Annotated in this window: 17 protein-coding genes; 16 read left to right on the forward strand and 1 reads right to left on the reverse strand. The window is 37.3% G+C overall.

All coding sequences use genetic code 11. The features are described from left to right. Position 1 precedes the first annotated feature (1 nt). The 12 genes from LACWKB8_RS03115 to LACWKB8_RS03170 all read left to right on the forward strand — a co-directional run bounded on the left by LACWKB8_RS03115 (position 2) and on the right by LACWKB8_RS03170 (position 13,406). Positions 2–394, forward strand: a complete 393-nt coding sequence (locus LACWKB8_RS03115) for a DUF1149 family protein (RefSeq protein ID WP_038521853.1) — start codon at positions 2–4, stop codon at positions 392–394. A 19-nt stretch (positions 395–413) separates the two neighbouring features. Next, entirely contained in the window at positions 414–2,873 is a 2,460-nt protein-coding gene (locus LACWKB8_RS03120; RefSeq protein WP_038521856.1) for a DNA translocase FtsK, read from the forward strand. 177 nt (positions 2,874–3,050) lie between these two features. Continuing rightward, entirely contained in the window at positions 3,051–3,779 is a 729-nt protein-coding gene (gene ymfI, locus LACWKB8_RS03125) for an elongation factor P 5-aminopentanone reductase (RefSeq protein WP_038521859.1), read from the forward strand. A gap of 65 nt (positions 3,780–3,844) precedes the next feature. Next, a complete protein-coding gene (locus LACWKB8_RS03130; protein WP_038521862.1) occupies positions 3,845–4,963 on the forward strand; it encodes a RodZ family helix-turn-helix domain-containing protein in 1,119 nt (372 codons plus the stop codon). A gap of 27 nt (positions 4,964–4,990) precedes the next feature. Continuing rightward, positions 4,991–5,551 carry a CDP-diacylglycerol--glycerol-3-phosphate 3-phosphatidyltransferase gene (pgsA, locus tag LACWKB8_RS03135; RefSeq protein ID WP_038521864.1) on the forward strand — a complete coding sequence of 187 codons (561 nt, stop codon included), beginning with the start codon at positions 4,991–4,993 and terminating at the stop codon, positions 5,549–5,551. Positions 5,552–5,710: 159 nt separating this feature from the next. Continuing rightward, positions 5,711–6,889: an ABC transporter ATP-binding protein gene (locus tag LACWKB8_RS03140; RefSeq protein ID WP_038521867.1), complete on the forward strand. Its 1,179-nt coding sequence runs from the start codon at positions 5,711–5,713 to the stop codon at positions 6,887–6,889. 1 nt (position 6,890) lies between these two features. Then, entirely contained in the window at positions 6,891–7,514 is a 624-nt protein-coding gene (locus tag LACWKB8_RS03145; RefSeq protein WP_038521870.1) for an ABC transporter permease, read from the forward strand. A 13-nt stretch (positions 7,515–7,527) separates the two neighbouring features. Further along, the gene (locus tag LACWKB8_RS03150) at positions 7,528–8,463 is read left to right on the forward strand and encodes an osmoprotectant ABC transporter substrate-binding protein (RefSeq protein ID WP_038521872.1); all 936 of its coding nucleotides are present in this window, start codon (positions 7,528–7,530) and stop codon (positions 8,461–8,463) included. Next, on the forward strand, positions 8,463–9,128 hold the full coding sequence (locus tag LACWKB8_RS03155) for an ABC transporter permease (RefSeq protein WP_038521875.1): 666 nt from the start codon (positions 8,463–8,465) through the stop codon (positions 9,126–9,128). The genes LACWKB8_RS03150 and LACWKB8_RS03155 overlap by 1 nt, the downstream gene beginning before the upstream one ends. A 143-nt stretch (positions 9,129–9,271) precedes the next feature. Continuing rightward, positions 9,272–10,384, forward strand: coding sequence for a recombinase RecA (recA, locus tag LACWKB8_RS03160; protein ID WP_038521878.1), 1,113 nt, complete (start codon positions 9,272–9,274; stop codon positions 10,382–10,384). 131 nt (positions 10,385–10,515) lie between these two features. Then, positions 10,516–12,147 (forward strand): ribonuclease Y, encoded by a 1,632-nt coding sequence (rny, locus tag LACWKB8_RS03165; RefSeq protein WP_038521880.1) that lies wholly within the window; start codon positions 10,516–10,518, stop codon positions 12,145–12,147. A gap of 104 nt (positions 12,148–12,251) precedes the next feature. Further along, positions 12,252–13,406 carry a glycosyltransferase family 4 protein gene (locus tag LACWKB8_RS03170; RefSeq protein ID WP_038521883.1) on the forward strand — a complete coding sequence of 385 codons (1,155 nt, stop codon included), beginning with the start codon at positions 12,252–12,254 and terminating at the stop codon, positions 13,404–13,406. Positions 13,407–13,442: 36 nt separating this feature from the next. Here the strand turns inward: LACWKB8_RS03170 and LACWKB8_RS03175 are convergent, their stop codons facing one another. Further along, positions 13,443–14,105 (reverse strand): YigZ family protein, encoded by a 663-nt coding sequence (locus tag LACWKB8_RS03175; protein ID WP_038521886.1) that lies wholly within the window; start codon positions 14,103–14,105, stop codon positions 13,443–13,445. 45 nt (positions 14,106–14,150) lie between these two features. On the opposite strand from LACWKB8_RS03175, the gene LACWKB8_RS03180 reads away from it, so the two are divergent. From LACWKB8_RS03180 to secA, 4 genes are all read left to right on the forward strand, one after another. Further along, on the forward strand, positions 14,151–15,434 hold the full coding sequence (locus tag LACWKB8_RS03180) for a helicase-related protein (protein WP_038521888.1): 1,284 nt from the start codon (positions 14,151–14,153) through the stop codon (positions 15,432–15,434). Then, positions 15,431–16,120, forward strand: a complete 690-nt coding sequence (locus LACWKB8_RS03185; RefSeq protein WP_038521891.1) for a ComF family protein — start codon at positions 15,431–15,433, stop codon at positions 16,118–16,120. The genes LACWKB8_RS03180 and LACWKB8_RS03185 overlap by 4 nt, the downstream gene beginning before the upstream one ends. Positions 16,121–16,213: 93 nt before the next feature. Then, positions 16,214–16,762 carry a ribosome hibernation-promoting factor, HPF/YfiA family gene (gene hpf / locus LACWKB8_RS03190; protein WP_038521893.1) on the forward strand — a complete coding sequence of 183 codons (549 nt, stop codon included), beginning with the start codon at positions 16,214–16,216 and terminating at the stop codon, positions 16,760–16,762. Positions 16,763–16,893: 131 nt separating this feature from the next. Further along, positions 16,894–19,293 (forward strand): preprotein translocase subunit SecA, encoded by a 2,400-nt coding sequence (gene secA / locus LACWKB8_RS03195; RefSeq protein WP_038521895.1) that lies wholly within the window; start codon positions 16,894–16,896, stop codon positions 19,291–19,293. Positions 19,294–19,366: the final 73 nt, after the last annotated feature.

Genomic DNA, 19,366 nt, shown 5'->3' on the forward strand with positions numbered 1-19,366 from the left:
GATGGATTTTGAAAAAGAAACTCCTGTTTTGGTTAAAAATTTCCATTATGACATTAATGAAGAACCTGAAGTCAAAGATCAGGTGAACTTTGGACTTAAAAAAGTCGAAAAGCAAAATGAAGATGGTACAACTGACGCTGGTGTAGATGGCAGTTATTTTGACGTCACCGTTGTTTTCGATGTTGCACCAGCACCAGGAGAATTTGCAGTTAGTGGCATGATTAGTCAGATTGTCAAAATAAAAGATTACTTTGGCGATGGGAGCGATCTCGGTAAGGCTGATTACCAGCTTCTTAGCCGTCCCCTAGTTGAATACATTGAAACTTTAACTTATGAAGTTACTCAGATTACTCTTGATAAACCAGTTAATTTGAACTTCAAAGCTAATTTTTAAGTTGTGAACTGGTAAGATCATGCCTAGAAAGAAAAGGAGAAAAAATACCAAAGTCGCCAACAAGAAACAGACCAATGGGCTCATGTGGGCAATTATTGGACTTGCACAAATTATTATTGCTGTCTTAGCTTTTGCTAAATTTGGAATGTTAGGAAAGCAAATTGCCAATGTGTTTCGGCTCTTTTTTGGCGACTCTTATTTACTTGCCGCTGGAATTTGCATTATTTTTGGTTTGGTGATGCTTATTTATAACAAGCCAATGCATTTTAAATTTAAGCGCAGCTGTGGCCTGTTTTTAGCTATTTTAGGTTTTTTGCTGATTCAAAGTAGCCTCTTTTTTGAACATGAATTGGTAAATAATGCTTTTATGAATGCTTTTTGGCATGAAATGGCAGCAGAGTTTAGCAGAATAGCAGTGACTAAATCTGTAGGCGGCGGCATAATTGGTGCATTGTGCTATCAAATATTTTATCCGCTGCTAGGGCATATTGGTCTCAGAATTATCGCCATCTTACTAATTCCTAGTGGCATTTTGATGTTTTTTGACGTTAAATTTGCTACGCTGATCAAGAAGTTTCAATCCTTCAGCCAACTTTTTATAAACAAGAATAAAGCAGCTGGTTCTAAGATAAAGGACAAGTACAGTTTATTAAAGGAAAGACAGGAACAAAAGAAAGAGCAGGAAAATGCACGCAATTTGCGCGATCCGCTTTCTGATAATTCAACAATTTTTCCAGACGTAGAAGACTTTTCAGTTGATGATGTTCCAACTGAAAATAGTACTGCTGCAACTGGCGTAAATGATTTTGATTCCGGCAGTGCTGAATTTGATGATGTCCCTGAACATGAACCAGTAGAGCCACAGATACAAGTTGCCAGCCAAAATAATATTGCTAAGAAGCAAACTCATCAGGAACCGTTAAAAAATGCTACTAAATTACCACGTTCTCATTCATTTATTGCAGAAGATCAAAAACTCAAGCAGGATTTAGAAGCTGTTGATCATGGCGAATTTAATAAAGAGCAAGAAGTAAGTGCAGATTACCAAAAGCCACCGTTGAACTTGCTCGACAATGTGAGAAATATTGATCAAAGTACTGATAAAGCTCTTATTCGCCAAAATACGCAAACTTTACAATCAACATTTAAGAGTTTTGGCGTCAAGGTAATTATCAAAAGGGCGATTTTAGGTCCAACGATTACGCGTTATGAGGTTCAGCCTGCGGTTGGCGTCAAGGTTAGTCGTATAGTCAATTTAGCTGACGATTTGGCACTGGCCTTGGCCGCGAAAGATATTAGAATAGAAGCACCTATACCAGGTAAGCCCTATATTGGTATAGAAGTGCCAAACAAAAATACTTCAGTGGTGGCATTTAAAGATGTTATGCAAAATCAAGACAGGAAGGCTAAAAAGGATCCAATGCAGGTGCCTTTAGGTAAAGACGTAAGTGGTCAGACTATTTCTGGTGATTTGACTAAAATGCCCCATCTTTTAATTGCCGGTTCGACCGGATCAGGAAAATCTGTAGCCATAAACACTATTTTAACCAGCATTTTGATGAAGGCATTACCAGACCAGGTCAAACTGATTTTAATTGACCCTAAAATGGTTGAACTTTCTGTTTACAATGGAGTGCCCCATTTATTAATTCCGGTTGTGACGGATGCCAAACTTGCGGCAAATGCACTAAGTAAAGCTGTCAAAGAAATGGAACGCCGTTATAAGCTTTTTGCAGCTGGTGGCGCCCGTAATATGAGCGAATATAATGAAAAAGTGCGTCTAAATAATCAAGATAAGTCAAAGCCGGCTATGAAACCTCTACCTTATATTTTGGTTGTAGTTGACGAACTTAGTGACTTAATGATGGTTGGTGGTCGTGATGTTGAAGGTGCTATTGTACGTTTAGGGCAAATGGCTCGTGCTGCCGGTATTCACATGATTTTGGCAACGCAAAGGCCAAGTGTGGACGTCATTACCGGATTGATTAAAGCAAATGTCCCTTCACGTATCTCTTTTGCAGTTTCAAGTGGAATTGATTCACGAACTATTTTGGATCAAACTGGTGCTGAAAAATTGCTGGGCAGAGGAGATATGCTTTATATGCCTGTTGGTGCTTCAAAGCCTGAACGTATTCAAGGGGCATTTGTTTCTTCTCATGAAGTTGAAAATGTAATTTCATGGGTCAAAAAGCAGCAAAAGCCGGAGTATGACAAGGGAATGATTCCGCAAAAGGGTCAAGAAACCTCTGAAAATAAAGAAGAAGAACCTGAAGATGAATTTTATGATCAAGCCGTTGACCTGGTTAGACGTCAGCAAACTGCCAGTGTTTCTCTTTTACAAAGAAGATTCCGTATTGGCTATAACCGTGCTGCCAGAATAGTCGATGCTATGGAAGAAAAGGGCGTAGTAGGTCCATCTGAAGGCTCTAAACCACGTCAAGTATTGTTACCACCTAAAAAAGAAGGCGAACAGGACTAATTTTTAAGAAAGTTTATTGACTCGTTTTAATAGTTCAAATTTACAAAAAAATAATGGTAAAATAAAATCGAATATGAATGCATAACTGATTTTGTTCTATAATGACAGACATTTACTGCTGTGCGGTCATCTTCAAAATCTGAATTCATAAAAATAAGTTTAAAAGGAATGTTGTAATTGCAACGAGCGATAGTATTTGGTGCAACTGGTGGGATTGGTCAGGCAATATGCACAGACTTGGCCAGTGCTGGTTGGTCACTTTATGTCCATTGCAGTCAAAATTGGCAAAAAGCCTGCACAATAGCTCAAAAATTAAGTCATAAATATCCCCAGCAGGATTTTATTCCTGTCAAACTTAATTTTCTGGCTAAAAATGACGAATTAAAAGAATTTGTTAACGGGCTTTTACCAGTTAATGCCGCTGTTTTTGCTCAGGGTATTACAGATTATAGCTTTGTCAGCAGTCAATCTTTGACGAGAGTTGATGAAATTTTACAAGTCAATTTGACTGTGCCGGTTAAATTAATTGGGCTGCTTGAGCCAGCTTTGATTAAAAATGATTATAGTCGAATTGTATTTCTGGGCTCTGTTTATGGTGGCTCAGGGAGTGCTATGGAGGCAGTTTATAGCACTTCTAAGGCTGGGCTTGCTCGTTTTGCACAAGCTTATGCCCGTGAAGTCGCTTCAGCTAATTTAACTGTTAATGTCGTTGCCCCGGGAGCTGTGAATACTGCAATGAATTCAATGCTCGCTCCTGAAGCAATGGAAGAAGTTAAAGGCGAAATACCAGCTGGCAGGTTAGCTGAAGGCAAAGATATTTCTTATTGGGTTAAAACGCTACTTGATGCCCAATCCAGCTATTTAACTGGGCAGACAATTTACGTCAGCGGCGGCTGGCTTATTTAAATATAAAAATAATATTGAGTATATGTTATACTCAAAGAGTAAATTATAGATTTAAAGAGGTAACTATGGCAGATATCGGAGATAAATTACGCAGTGCCAGAGAGGCAAAGGGACTTTCAATTGAAGATATTGAAAAAGCAACCAAGATTCAAGGCAGATATCTGACGGCAATTGAGCAAAATGATTTTGATAAACTTCCTGGTGATTTTTACGTAAGAGCTTTTATCAGGCAATATGCTCAAATAGTTGGATTAGACGGCAAAAAGCTTTTAAGTGAATATCATGATGATATTCCTAAATCTGAGCCAGATGAGTTTGTTGAAGATTCAATTGATAATAAAAGCGAAGAAGTTAGCAAGACAACCAATAGTAAGAAAAAGATCTGGCAAGATTACCTTCCGCGGATTATCGTTGGGTTAGGAATTGTTGTCGTTATTCTAGTCTGCTATGTTGTCTATGCCCATTTTTCATCCAGTCGCAATGACAATAATAATGCTGCTAACGATGTAACAGTTTCTTCTGATAATGGCAAACGTCATCATAAGACTAAAAAAGTTAAAAAGAAGACTGTTAAAATTAAAGAATTAGCTACAAATCAATATCAGATTACTGGTTTAAAAAATAACCGTAACTTAGTTGTGCGTGCTGGTAATCAGGCAACTACTGTTTCAATAGCAATGAACGGAGTTAACCAAAGTAGTCAAACTTTGACTGCGGGTCAAAAGCACACGTTGAGAATTCCTGAAACAGCACAAACAGTGGTTGTGACTTTTAGTAACGCGCTAAGTACATCTATTACAATTGGTGGCAGAAAAGTACCATATAACGCTCAAAGTTCAAATCTTGCTTTAACTTTCTATATTGGTAAGAGAACTAATAGTCAAACTAACCAAACTCAGCAGAATCAAAATAATTCTGGTACCACAAATCATAATTCTGAACATAATAGTTCAACTAACCAAAGTCAAGAACATAATCAGTCTACTACCAACCATAATAACGGCAGCAGCACTAATAATTCTGGTTCAACAAGTGGTCAACAAAACAATCAAACTAACCAAAATAACCAGAATAATAATCAATCAAATCACGAAAATAATCAGACGAATAACAACCAAAATACCAATACTCATAGCGGTCATTCTGGAAATAATTCATCTGATGGAAATGATCGTAATGAATAGTTATTATAGTGGGAGGAAAAGTTAAGAATGAATTTGCCTAATAAGTTGACGGTTTTTAGAATTTTGCTAATACCAGTCTTTATGTTAATTGTTATTTTCGGTGGTAATGCCAGTTTTCAATTTGCTGGGAAAACTATCTACTGGAAATTAATTATTGCTGCTATTGTTTTTGCAGTTGCTTCAGCAACTGATTGGTTTGATGGTCACATTGCCAGATCACGCAATTTGGTTACTAATTTCGGTAAATTTGCTGATCCGCTGGCAGACAAAATGCTTACCATGACAGCTTTTATCATGTTAATTTCCTTGAAATTAGCTCCAGCATGGGTAATAGCTATTATTGTTTGTCGCGAATTGGCTGTTACTGGCTTACGACTGATATTGGCAGAAAACAAAGGGCAAGTTATGGCAGCTGCTATGCCCGGTAAAATAAAAACTACTTGCCAAATGTTATCCATCATCTTTCTATTAATTGGTGATATCTATAATATTGGTACAATCTTGCTTTACATAGCTTTGATCTTTACTATTTACTCTGGTTGGGATTATTTCCACAGCTCATGGGATGTTTTTGAAGGCTCCATGTAAATTAAGTAAAAATTAAATATTAAAAAAACACTAACCATGTTAGTGTTTTTTTGCATGAATTCAGGATCATACTCTGCTGTTAAGATGAAAGGTGATTGCTTAAGCGTAAATTAATTGTTAGGATTAAATTAAAAGAATATTGAAGAAGGGGGAAATTTTATGGTAGAAAAAATACCAGTGGTTGAATTTAAGGATGTGTCCAAAATATATCCTAAGATGAAGAATCCAGCTGTTAATCATATTAGTTTTGAAATTGATCAGGGTGATTTTTGCTGCCTGATTGGCACCTCTGGTTCAGGAAAGACTACTTTGATGCGAATGATTAATCGCATGAACAGTGTAACTAAAGGTGAAGTACTTGTTAACGGAAAAAATGTCAAAAGTTTTAATCCCGTCAATTTAAGACGTCACATTGGTTATGTGATTCAAAATAATGGCCTAATGCCACATATGACGATCAAAGAAAATATCGTTCTAGTTCCTAAATTGTTGAAGTGGCCTAAAGAAAAATTGAATGACGAGGCTAAAAAATTAATTAAAATGGCTGAATTACCAGAATCATATTTGGATCGTTATCCAACTGAACTTTCTGGCGGGCAGCAACAAAGAATTGGTGTAGTTCGTGCACTAGCAGCTAATCAAAATTTAATCTTAATGGATGAGCCTTTTGGAGCTTTGGATCCTATAACGCGGGAAAGTTTGCAAAATTTGGTGCAAAGCCTGCAAATGCAATTAGGCAAAACAATTGTTTTTGTAACTCATGATATGGATGAGGCTTTAAAGTTAGCAACTAAGGTAGTTGTATTACATGATGGAGAGCTGGTACAAGTAGGAACACCGGATCAAATATTGCATCATCCAGCAAATGAATATGTCAAAAGCTTAATTGGTAAAGAACGTTTATCAGAAGCAAAATACGAAACTGTTAAAGTCAAAAACGTGATGTTAACTAATCCGACAAAAATTGATTTGGGTGCTTCACTGGCTGATGCTTTGACGATGATGAAAGAAAATCGTGTGGACACTCTTTTGGTAGTAGATCATGATGATCATTTAAAGGGCTATATTTCAATTGATGATCTTCAACGTAACTATTCGCCAACAAATAGTGTTAGTGATATTTTAATAACCAAACTAAGTACAGTAGGACCTGAAGAATATTTGCGTGATAACTTCAGTCGCATTATGAGCCGGAATAAGAGTTATATACCTGTCATTAATTCAGATAAAAAATTAGTTGGTATTGTGACCCGCTCAAGTTTAGTTAACGTAGTTTATGAAAAGATATGGGGAGATAAAAGCCCATTAAAACAGCAATCAGAAAAAGAGGCGAAATAATATGTCTGCCTTTTTTGTACAACATGGTTCGGAACTATTAGTCAAAACGTGGCAGCAAATATACATTTCTGCCATTTCTTTAGCTTTGGGAATAATTGTTGCTATTCCCTTAAGTATTATTTTAATGAAATTTCCGCGAGTAGCTAAAATAGTAATTGCTATTGCTAGTATGTTACAAACCATTCCTGCTCTAGCACTTCTGGCAATGATGATTCCTTTCTTTGGTGTAGGGCGCTTGCCAGCAATAATAGCACTTTTTTTGTATAGTCTAATGCCTATTTTACGTAATACTTATGTTGGTCTCACCGGGGTAAATCAAGATACGATAGATTCTGCCCGGGGTTTAGGTATGACTAATATGCAATTAATTTTAAAAGTTGATATTCCTTTAGCAATGCCTGTCATTATGGCGGGAATCAGACTCTCTGCTATTTATGTTATTGCATGGGCTACTCTTGCTTCATATATTGGAGCAGGTGGTTTGGGCGACTTTATTTTTAACGGACTTAGTCTATATCAAACTGACCTAATTTTTGGGGGTACTATTCCTGTAATTATTTTAGCCCTGTTAACAGATTATCTATTAGGTAAACTTGAACGTAAACTAACGCCAAAGGGAATATAGGGAGGTGCTAATCATGAAAAGATATTTGCAAAAAATATTAGTGATGATTACTGCCTTTTTAATAATGATAACCACGAGTGCATGTGGATTACCCGGTCTTTCTGATAGTGAAGGCAGTCAAGAAAATATCAGAATAACGGCACTTACTACTACTGAATCTCAAGTTATGGCCAATATCATTGCACAACTTATTGAACACGAAACATCATATAAAACCTCAATAGTTAATAATTTGGGTTCTGCACCAATGCAGCATCAAGCTTTATATCGTCATGATGCTGATATACAAGCTGCCGCTTACGATGGTGGCGAACTAACTGCCAATCTATTGTTACCGGCAATTAAAGATTCTCAAAAAGCAAATAACACTGTCAGACGGGAAGTAAAGAAAAGATGGGATCAAACTTATTTACACACCTATGGCTTTGCAAATAATTATGCTTTTATGGTGAGAGCCAAAGACCAAAAGAAATATCACCTTTACAAAATTTCTGATTTAAAAAAGGTCAAAGATAAGTTTTCTGTTGGTATAGCTTCTGAGTGGATCAATGCTCCCGGTGTGGGTTATCCTGCATTTCAAACGGCCTATGGCATTACTTTTACTAAAGCTCATCCTATGAATATTGGCTTGGTATATTCTGCTTTAAAGAGCGGCAAAATGGATGTCATCTTGGGTTATTCTACCGATGGCCGCATCGACAGTTATCACCTGCACTTGTTAAAAGATGATAAACATTTCTTTCCCCCATATAATTGTGGCATGTTAATTAATAATTATATATTAAGGCAGCACCCTGAATTAAAACCAATACTGAAACGCTTGGTTGGAAATGTAAGTGTGCATGATATTCGTAAAATGAATTACCAAGTAGATGATAAACTGCTTGAACCAGCTACTGTAGCTCACCAGTTCTTGGTAAAGCATAATTACTTTAGGGGGGAGAAATAATGTCTCATTTATCTTTATGGCAACAATTTATTTATTATTACGCCCATAATGGCAGTTACGTATTAACACAATTTAATCGCACTTTTTTAATTTCAATTTACGGTGTCTTATTTGCGGCGGTGATCGGTATTCCTGTGGGAATTTTTATCTCTCGTAATGGTCATTTAGGTGATTTTGTGGTTGGAATTGCCAACTTTATCCAAACCATTCCTTCCCTTGCTCTCTTATCTATTGTCATGATTGGTTTAGGGTTAGGCGTTATGACTGTTATTGTCACTGTAACGCTTTATTCACTTTTGCCCATAATTAAAAACACTTATACTGGCATGAGTAACGTCAACAAAAACGTCATTGATTCAGGAAAAGGAATGGGCATGACTAAGTTTCAGTTACTTTATATGGTGCGCTTGCCTTTATCGATGTCTGTGATAATAGCCGGTTTAAAAAATGCGCTGGTAATTGCTATTGGTATTACATCAATTGGCTCATTTGTCGGTGCTGGCGGATTAGGTGACATTATTATTCGTGGTACTAATGCCACTAATGGTAGTGCAATTATATTAGCTGGTGCTCTCCCTACAGCCTTGATGGCGATTTTAGCTGACATTATTTTGAATTTTCTCCAAAAACTGTTACAACCAAAAGGGTTAAAGAAAATAAATTAAAAAAAGGCCGAAAATTTTGCGTAATTATTATTGTGAATAAAAATATTAAACATTTGTTCGCTTTTTCCTTGCAAATATACACTAAAGCAAAGTATAATTATTAGGTACTAAAATAATGAAACTAATTAGAGGAGGACAAAGTCTTGGCCAAAGATGAAAAACAGGCCGCATTGGAAAATGCGCTTAAGAAAATTGAGAAAAATTTTGGTAAAGGCGCCGTTATGCGAATGGGCGATAAGGCCGATACTAAGATTTCGACTATTCCCTCAGGCTCGCTTGCTCTTGATGCAGCCTTGGGTGTTGGCGGCTATCCCCGGGGTAGAATTGTAGAAATATATGGACCAGAGTCTTCTGGTAAAACTACTGTTGCGCTACATGCAGTAGCTGAAGTGCAAAAAAGAGGCGGAACTGCTGCCTATATTGATGCTGAAAATGCCATGGATCCGGCATATGCCGAAGCTTTAGGCGTTGATGTTGACTCACTAATCTTATCTCAACCCAATACTGGTGAAGAAGGATTGCAAATTGCTGATACTTTAATTACAAGTGGCGCAATTGATATTTTAGTTGTTGATTCGGTTGCAGCACTTGTACCTCAAGCCGAAATTGACGGAGAAATGGGCGATAGCCATGTTGGTCTGCAAGCTCGTTTGATGAGCCAAGCCCTCCGTAAACTTTCTGGTAATATCAATAAGACTAAAACTATTGCAATCTTTATTAACCAAATTCGTGAAAAAGTCGGCATTATGTTTGGTAATCCTGAAACTACCCCTGGTGGTCGTGCGCTTAAGTTCTATGCAACTATTCGCTTGGAGATTAGAAGAGCCGAAAAGATTAAGCAAACTGGTGGAGAAATCACCGGTAACCGTGTGAAAATTAAAGTTGTCAAAAATAAGGTTGCTCCACCTTTTAAAGTTGCTGAAGTTGATATGATGTACGGCAAAGGTATCTCTCAAAGTGGTGAACTTCTTGATATGGCAGCCGACAAAGACATTATCGCAAAGGCTGGTTCATGGTATTCATATAACGATGAACGAATTGGACAAGGGCGCGAAAACGCTAAAAAGTATCTGGAAGATAATCCGGAAGTTTATGATGAAGTGCAGAAACAGGTTCGTCAGGCCTACGGTATTGACGAGGAATCAGTTGCTGAGCGCGAAGACCCAGAAAAAATAAAAGAGAAGAAAGCTAAAAACGCTGCAAATACAGAAAAGGAAGCTTCTGCTAAAAAAGAAGCCAACAGCAAAAGCAATTAGTTTTGAAGAAATAGACCTTGACTTGTGAAAACAAGTTAAGGTTTTTTCTTGTCGTTTGACATAATCCCCGTGGTTCTTTATCATTAATATTGTGTGAATAATCTAAAAAAATAAAAAAGGCGATAGAAATCATGACAAGTAAATTTTTGATTCCCGTCGCGATTGCTATTATTTCAATTATATTAGGCATAGTTATTGGTTATGTTATCCGTAAAAGTGCTTGGGAGAAAAAAGCTCGGAACGCCCAAAACGATGCCGATCATATTTTAAGCGAAGCTAAAGCACGAGTTGATGCTGCAAAAGCTGAAGTCAATGCACAGAAGCAAGCGGCTGATGCTATAAAACAAAGTGCACAAAACACAAAGAAAGAAAAGATTCTTGAAGCGCAAGAGCAAATTCAGGATTACCGACAAAAAGTTGAAGATGAATTAAACGATAAGCGTGATACGATTGCGCGTGATCAAAATCGTTTAACACAAAGAGAGGATACTCTCGATCATAAGAACTCTTTGCTAAAAGAAAAAGAGGACGATTTAGCTAAAAAAGACGAACAGCTAGAAAAAAAGCAAACTGAATTAACCACTAAATTACAAAAAGCTGATGAATTAGTTGAACAGACTACGCAAAAGCTTTATGAAGTAGCCCATTTAGACAAGGAACAGGCTAAAAAGCTGGTTCTAAATCAATTAGCAGATGAGCTAGTTAAAGAGCGGGCTGAAATGATTAGCAACAGCAATGAAGAAGTAAAAGCAAAGGCTGATCATTATGCTCGTAAAATAATTATTGATGCTATTCAAAGCAGCTCGGCTGATACAGTGGCTGAAACCACAGTATCAGTGGTAGATTTACCTAATGAAGAAATGAAGGGTCGAATTATTGGTCGTGAAGGACGCAATATTAGATCATTTGAAGCACTCACAGGAGTAGATTTAATAATTGATGATACTCCTAAAGTTGTAACTCTAAGCGGTTTTGATGCGATTAGGCGTGAAATTGCTAAAAGGGCAATGGAACGCCTGATTAAAGACGGACGAATTCATCCGGCTAGAATTGAAGAGACAGTTGATAAGGCTCGTAAAGAAGTTAATGATGACATTTACGAAGCGGGCGAAAGCGCTCTAATGGAGTTAGGGATTCATAAAATGAATCCTGAGTTGGTTAAAATATTGGGTAGGCTCAAATACCGGACATCTTATGGTCAAAATGTATTGGGACACTCAATTGAAGTTGCAAAGTTAGCTGGAACAATGGCTGCGGAGCTTGGATTAAATGAAAAATTAGCGGTTCGCGCGGGATTATTACACGATATTGGAAAAGCAGTCGACCATGATATTGAAGGTTCACACGTAGAAATAGGTGTGGAATTGACAAGAAAATATCATGAGCCGGATGTGGTTGTTAATGCAATTGCGGCGCATCACGGGGATGTGCCTAAGTTATCATTTATTGCTGAATTGGTAGTGGCAGCAGATACGATTTCTTCTGCAAGACCTGGTGCCAGAAGTGAAAGTTTGGAGAATTACATTAGAAGACTGACTGACCTTGAGCAAATAGCAAATAGGTATGATGGAGTTAAACAGGCATACGCTATTCAAGCTGGGCGAGAAGTACGGGTGATGGTTGAACCCGATAAGATTTCAGACGATCGCATTACAGTTTTAGCACGTGATATTCGTAATCAGATTGAAAAAGAACTTGATTACCCAGGTAATATTAAAATAACAGTTATTCGTGAAAAACGTGCTGTATCAATTGCAAAATAAAGAAAAAGGATTGAACTAAAGAATTCAATCCTTTTTAGTTGTAATTTGTGCATTTTTATTCCACCCTGTATAATTAAGACAACTATAAATGAAAGTAGCCGACCATGTTTAAAATTATTGTTGAATTATTCTTTTTGGTGATTATCCAAGCAGCGATTACGCCTTTTATTAGAAGATTAGCTTTTGTATTAGGTGCAGTTGACATTCCCAACAAAAGAAGGGTAAACAAAAAACCAATGCCGACTTTAGGCGGATTGGGTATTTTTGTGACTTTTAATATTGGTGCTTTTATTCTCTTACGTGATCAATTTCCCACACACGAGGCGTTCAGTATCCTTCTAGGTTCTAGCGTAATCGTTCTAACTGGTATAATCGACGATATTATGGAATTGAAGCCAAGACAAAAAATGCTGGGCATCTTTATTGGCGCCTTAGTCATTTATTTTCTTGCCGGCATCAAAATGAATGTTCTCAATCTGCCATTTTTAAATAAACAAATAAATTTAGGTTGGTGGAGTTTACCAATTACTATTTTTTGGATATTGGCCTTAACTAATGCAGTTGACCTCATTGACGGTCTTGATGGCTTGGCAGACGGCGTTTCAATGATTTCACTGATAACAATGGGAATTGTCGGCTATTTCTTTTTGCATACGGGGCAGCTCTATATTCCAATCGGTTGTTTTATGCTGGCAGCCTGTTTACTTGGGTTTTTACCATATAACTTTCATCCAGCAAAAATATTTTTAGGTGACACTGGTGCACTATATATTGGGTTTATGATTGCGGTTTTTTCGCTTAAAGGTTTAAAAAATGTCACCTTTATCTCGTTATTAGTACCTGTCACTATTTTAGGCGTGCCGATCACAGATACTATTTACGCCATGATACGCCGCAAATTAAATAATCGGCCCGTCTCTCAAGCAGATAAGCACCATTTACACCATCAATTAATGAAAATGGGTTTGACACACAGGCAAACTGTTTTAACCATTTACGCGTTGTCACTTATTTTTTCATTTATTTCCCTCTTATTCTTGCTGTCACCAATGTGGGGGATGTGGGTCCTAATTGCTGGTCTGGCTGTTGCTCTAGAATTTTTTGTGGAGTCAATTGGACTGCTGGGGGAAAAATATAAACCGCTGATGAATTTGACGCAAAAATTAATCAATTCCCGGAGTAAGAAAGACCCTACTGTGGAAGTTTGGCACCTTGGGCAAGATAAGCCTGAACAGTTAAAAAAGAAAAAGAAAGATTAAGTTTAAACGGATTCACAAATACTTGTGGGTCTTTTTTTATTGGTCGTGATAATTGAAATTAGCAATGTCAATTTCGTTATACCTTTTGGGCACCAATTCAAAATTTACTTTGCCAGCTAGCAGATTGTTTAAGTCATTTTTAAGCTGCTCTAATTTATTTTCATCAATAAAGAGCGTAATGGCTACCTTGACGCCATATTCTATTTGATCAATAAAAATTTGATTTTGATTTAAATAGTACTGGATCTCATCAAAATTTTTATAATCCACCTGAAATTTAAGGCCTTGTTGCTGAACACGTTTAACCACGCCTATGGCTTCCGCAGCTTTTGTCACACTGTTGGAATAAGCGCGAATTAACCCTCCGGCTCCCAATTTAATTCCGCCAAAATACCGGGTAACAACAACAGTAACATTTTTAAGTTTCATTAATTGCAATGCTTTTAATTCCGGTACGCCAGCTGTTCCTGAAGGTTCACCGTTGTCACTGGCTTTGACTTGGTCATCATTTAGCCCGATTGTATAAGCAAAGGTATTATGAGTGGCGTCATGGTATTTTTGCGAAATAGTAGCAATTGCCTGATCTGCTTCTTCAACCGTTTGCGTTCGAATTAGAGTGGCAATAAAGCGACTTTTCTTGATGATTATTTCATGTGTGCCGTTTTGTTTGATAGTTAAGTAATTTTGCTGATCTTTCAAAAGATTTTTCTCCTTTTTTGCGTATTTAATAATTGGAGGACAGAAATGGAAAATATCTCTCACCTTGCTGGTCGTCAATGGCTTAGCAGTCAAATGGATTGTAGCATAAAGGAAGGCTTAACTAAAACTAGGGCAATCAAACACGGTCACTGCTTACGTTGCGGGGCAAGGGTTTATGCTAAATTACCCAATGGCAAAAAGTATTGCAGGGCTTGTATTGGTTTAGGAAGAATAGTTGCAGATGATTTCTTAATACGCAATGAACAGGCAATTAAATTTCCTGCAAAAGAAAATGGGGGGTTGACTTGGAAAGGACAGCTGACTAATTCACAGACAAGAATAGCACGCAATTTAATTTGCAATTATGTTGCTAAAAGAGATTCACTTGTTCATGCTGTAACTGGTGCCGGTAAGACAGAAATGTTATTTCCACTGGTAGCTTATAGTTTAAAAAAAGGTGAAAGGTGCTGTATTGCCACTCCCCGCATTGACGTTGTTAGTGAACTCTATCCTCGTTTTAAAGCTGCTTTTGGTGAGATAAAAATTGGTAAGTATCACGGGCGGGAATATCAAGAGCCTGAAGCAGACCAATTAACGCTTTGTACAACACACCAATTACTAAAATACTTTCATGCCTTTGATTTATTAATAATTGATGAGTCAGATTCTTTTCCTTACGTTAACAACTCTATGCTTCATTTTGCGGCCCAAAATGCCGTTAAACCTACTGGTAAAAGGGTATTTCTCACTGCTACGCCTACTGGTGATTTATTATCTTCTGTTAAAGCAGGAAAGATCCACCTTTTAAAATTAAAAAGACGCTTTCATGGTCATCCCTTACCCGTACCTAAGGAAAAGTTGTTTTTACATCCTTTTTTGCGTGACCAAAAAATTAACTCCCGCCTGACAGCTGAGATTATTAAAGTCATTCAAGCAGGACACCCATTACTCCTTTTTGTTCCGAGAATTAATCAGATTGGGCCTTATATCGCCGCACTCAAAAAAATACCGGAGCTTGCTGAAATTAAAATTGCCGGTGTACATGCAAATGACACTGAAAGAATTGCCAAAGTCGACCAATTTAGAAGTGGGCAAATACAATTATTAGTTACTACTACAATTTTAGAACGCGGGGTAACTTTCAATCATGTGTGGGTCATTGTTGTGCAGGCAGATGATAAAATTTATACTTCTTCAAGTTTAGTACAAATTGCCGGTAGAGTAGGACGCGCTAAAAATGATCCCGAGGGTCTAGTCCTGTTTTGTTATCAAAAATACACCTCTTGTATTCGCTCTGCCGTGAAGCAAATTCGCGGGATGAATCAATGACCAAGTGCTTATTATGCGGGCGATATTATACTGCAAAATTATCATTTACCAGCCTGTTTTCTATTAGCAAATGTCAGGAGGGCGGCATTTGTCCGAACTGCCTGTCAAAGTTCGATCCAGTGCCTGCTCAGCATTGCCCTATTTGTTATGGCAAAGCAGAAAATAATGAATTGTGTCTAGATTGCATAAACTGGCGCCAGCTTTATGGGAATGATTTGTTAAGCAATCAGTCTTTATATTTATATAACGCGGCTTTTCATGACCTAATGGTGAATTATAAACGATATGGTGACTATTATTTGTCTTATGTTTTGCAAACTCTCTGTTCAAATCAACTGAATAAAATAAAAGCTGACCTTTATATTCCTATTCCTACTTCTTCTGAACATATTGCTAAAAGACAATTTGATACCATCAGTGCTATTTACGATAATCTGGTTCCGCTGACGCATATCCTGAGTAAGATATCCGGATTTGGAGCTCAAGGAGAAAAAAATCGTCTTGAAAGATTAGCAAGTAAACAAACCTTTTTTGTTAAGGAAAACTTTAAAGTTGATAGGGAAAGTTACCGGGTTCTTTTATTAGATGATATCTATACTACAGGCAGAACACTTTACCACGCGCGTGACGCTTTGAAAAAAGTTCTGCCCAATGCAAAAATTAGTAGTTTTACCTTATGCAGATAGAATAAAATTGTTCAGCGCTTTCATGTTTTGTTATAATTTTGCTATAATAAAGGTAACATAAGACTGCATAAGCAGTTGAAAGGAGAATCTCAAATGTTAAAGTATAATGTTCGTGGTGAAAATATTGAGGTAACTGATGCTTTAAGAAGTTATGTTGAAAAGCGCCTTAAGAAATTGGAAAAATATTTCGATTTAAATCAGGATATGATTGCCCATGTAAATTTGAAGGTTTATCGTGATCATAAGGCTAAAGTTGAGGTCACCATACCACTACCATACTTAGTATTGAGAGCTGAAGAAACAACTGACGATATGTACCGGAGCATTGACTTTGTTTCTGAAAAATTAGAAAGACAAATCAGAAAGTACAAGACCCGTGTAAATCGTAAGAGTCGTGAAAAAGGTTTTAATGATTTCTTCGTTGAGAGCGCTGAAGAAAGTTCAAAAGATAAAGAGAATAACGAATTTACAATTGTACGTAATAAGCAAATAGGTTTAAAACCTATGAGCCCAGAAGAAGCTATTTTACAAATGAACATGCTTGAGCATGATTTCTTTGTTTTCCAAGATGGTGAAACTAACGGCACCAGTGTGGTTTATCGCAGAAATGATGGTCGTTACGGTTTGATTGAAACAAAATAAAAATAATATAATTCAAGCAAGGGCCCCGCATTTAGTGTGAGGTCTTTGTTTTGTTTATTTTTAATTTAGCGCTAATCATGGTAAAATTATCTTGTGTTTTTATACTTTAACTACATATAAGGATCGATTAAATGGTAAACATTTTAAAGAAACTATACAATAATGATAAAAGAGAACTGAAAAAATTTGAAAAAATTGCTAGTAAAGTGGAAAGTCATGCTGAAGAGTATGGCAAACTTTCAGATGAGGAATTACAGGCAAAAACACCTGAATTTCGTGACCGTTTGCAAAACGGTGAGAGCTTAGATTCACTTTTGCCAGAGGCTTTTGCAGTTGCTCGAGAAGGTGCTAAACGAGTATTAGGGTTATATCCTTTTCACGTTCAAGTGCTAGGTGGTATTGCCTTACACTATGGTAACATTGCCGAAATGATGACCGGTGAAGGTAAGACGTTAACTGCGACTATGCCTGTGTATTTAAATGCCTTAACTGGCAAGGGCGTTCACGTTGTTACCGTCAACGAATACTTATCGAGTCGTGATGCTGAGGAAATGGGTCAACTATATAAGTGGCTCGGTTTAACTGTTGGTCTTAACTTGAATGCCATGTCACCTGATGAAAAAAGAGAAGCCTATAGCTGTGATGTAACTTATTCCACCAACTCTGAACTCGGCTTTGATTATTTGCGTGACAATATGGTTGTTTACAAAGAACAAATGGTTCAACGTGAACTTAACTATGCTATCATCGATGAGGTCGACTCAATTTTGATTGATGAAGCCAGAACGCCATTAATTATTTCAGGTGAAGCTGAACAGGCAAACGGTGATTACATCCGTGCTGATCGTTTTGTTAAAACTCTTCAAGAAGATAAGAGTGACGATGATGCAGATGATGATAAAGATTATGGTGACTATAAAATTGACTGGCCAACTAAAACCATTTCTTTAACTAGGACAGGTATTCAAAAAGCCTGTGACCATTTCGGCCTTAAAAATCTTTACGATGTTGAAAATCAAAAATTGGTTCACCATATTGATCAGGCTTTGCGCGCAAATTATATTATGCTCAAAGATATTGATTATGTGGTCCAAGATGGCGAAGTCTTAATCGTTGATTCTTTCACTGGGCGTGTGATGCAGGGTCGGCGTTATTCTGACGGATTGCATCAGGCTATTGAAGCTAAAGAAGGTGTAAAAATTCAGGAAGAATCTAAGACGCAAGCCACAATTACTTACCAGAACTTCTTTAGAATGTACAAAAAGCTGGCGGGAATGACCGGTACTGCTAAAACTGAAGAAGAAGAATTCCGTGAAATTTACAATATGCAGGTAATTACTATCCCAACTAACCGTCCACTAATTAGAAAGGATAATCCTGATATTCTTTACCCGACTCTGTCATCGAAATTTGCGGCAGTCGTTAATGAAATTAAGGAACGTCATAGTAATGGTCAACCAGTTCTAGTTGGTACCGTTGCGGTTGAAAGCTCTGAAAGACTAAGTAAATTGCTGGACAAAGAAGGAATTCCACACGCTGTTTTAAATGCTAAAAATCACGCTAAAGAAGCTCAAATTATTATGAATGCGGGACAACGTGGTGCGGTTACTATTGCCACAAACATGGCTGGTCGTGGTACTGACATCAAATTGGGGCCTGGTGTCAAAGAATTAGGGGGACTTTCAGTTATTGGTACTGAGCGTCATGAATCACGTAGAATTGATAATCAATTGCGTGGTCGGTCTGGTCGTCAGGGTGATCCCGGCGTTACACGTTTTTACCTTTCACTTGAAGATGATCTGATGAAACGTTTCGGTGGCGACAGAGTTAAAGACTTCCTTGACCGTTTGTCTGATAACGATGATGATAAGGTAATCGAGAGCCGCTTAATTACAAGGCAAGTTGAATCAGCGCAAAAACGGGTTGAAGGAAATAACTATGATACTCGTAAACAAACACTGCAATACGATGATGTTATGCGTATTCAACGTGAAATTATTTACGGTGAACGGATGCAGGTTATTGGAGAAGAGAAGTCTCTTAAAGATGTACTAATTCCGATGATTCGCCGCACTATCAATAGCCAAGTGGATATGTTTACACAGGGCGATCGCAGTAAATGGCGACTTGATTCCTTACGGGACTTCATCTCATCCAGTTTGACCAATGAAGAAGAAACTGATGCAATTGACTTCAAGACAATAACGGTTCCTGATTTGAAACAGAAACTGTATGATATTGTTGAAGCAAATTATGAAGAAAAAGAAGAAATTTTAGCTGATCCTTCAGACATGCTTGAGTTTGAAAAAGTAGTTATTTTACGAGTCGTAGACGACCGCTGGACTGATCATATAGATGCTATGGATCAATTGCGCCAATCAATTAGTTTACGGGGATATGGTCAGTTGAATCCACTGGTTGAATATCAGGATTCAGGCTACAACATGTTTGAAGAAATGATTTCAAATATTGAGTTTGACGTAACTCGCTTATTTATGAAAGCTGAAATTAGACAAAATCTTAGTCGTTAATAATTAAGATGGAAGAGAAAGCAGCTGCTTTCTCTTTTTTACTGAAAATTTATGGGATAAAGGAGTTTATGCA

The sequence above is a fragment of the Lactobacillus sp. wkB8 genome (assembly GCF_000761135.1).
In the GTDB taxonomy this organism is placed as follows: domain Bacteria; phylum Bacillota; class Bacilli; order Lactobacillales; family Lactobacillaceae; genus Lactobacillus; species Lactobacillus helsingborgensis.

Coding starts and splice junctions, on each gene's coding strand:
- LACWKB8_RS03115 (WP_038521853.1), top strand. CDS start 2: ATGGATTTTGAAAAAGAAACTCCTGTTTTGGTTAAAAATTTCCATTAT.
- LACWKB8_RS03120 (WP_038521856.1), top strand. CDS start 414: ATGCCTAGAAAGAAAAGGAGAAAAAATACCAAAGTCGCCAACAAGAAA.
- LACWKB8_RS03130 (WP_038521862.1), top strand. CDS start 3,845: ATGGCAGATATCGGAGATAAATTACGCAGTGCCAGAGAGGCAAAGGGA.
- pgsA (WP_038521864.1), top strand. CDS start 4,991: ATGAATTTGCCTAATAAGTTGACGGTTTTTAGAATTTTGCTAATACCA.
- LACWKB8_RS03140 (WP_038521867.1), top strand. CDS start 5,711: ATGGTAGAAAAAATACCAGTGGTTGAATTTAAGGATGTGTCCAAAATA.
- LACWKB8_RS03145 (WP_038521870.1), top strand. CDS start 6,891: ATGTCTGCCTTTTTTGTACAACATGGTTCGGAACTATTAGTCAAAACG.
- LACWKB8_RS03150 (WP_038521872.1), top strand. CDS start 7,528: ATGAAAAGATATTTGCAAAAAATATTAGTGATGATTACTGCCTTTTTA.
- LACWKB8_RS03155 (WP_038521875.1), top strand. CDS start 8,463: ATGTCTCATTTATCTTTATGGCAACAATTTATTTATTATTACGCCCAT.
- rny (WP_038521880.1), top strand. CDS start 10,516: ATGACAAGTAAATTTTTGATTCCCGTCGCGATTGCTATTATTTCAATT.
- LACWKB8_RS03170 (WP_038521883.1), top strand. CDS start 12,252: ATGTTTAAAATTATTGTTGAATTATTCTTTTTGGTGATTATCCAAGCA.
- LACWKB8_RS03180 (WP_038521888.1), top strand. CDS start 14,151: ATGGAAAATATCTCTCACCTTGCTGGTCGTCAATGGCTTAGCAGTCAA.
- LACWKB8_RS03185 (WP_038521891.1), top strand. CDS start 15,431: ATGACCAAGTGCTTATTATGCGGGCGATATTATACTGCAAAATTATCA.
- hpf (WP_038521893.1), top strand. CDS start 16,214: ATGTTAAAGTATAATGTTCGTGGTGAAAATATTGAGGTAACTGATGCT.
- secA (WP_038521895.1), top strand. CDS start 16,894: ATGGTAAACATTTTAAAGAAACTATACAATAATGATAAAAGAGAACTG.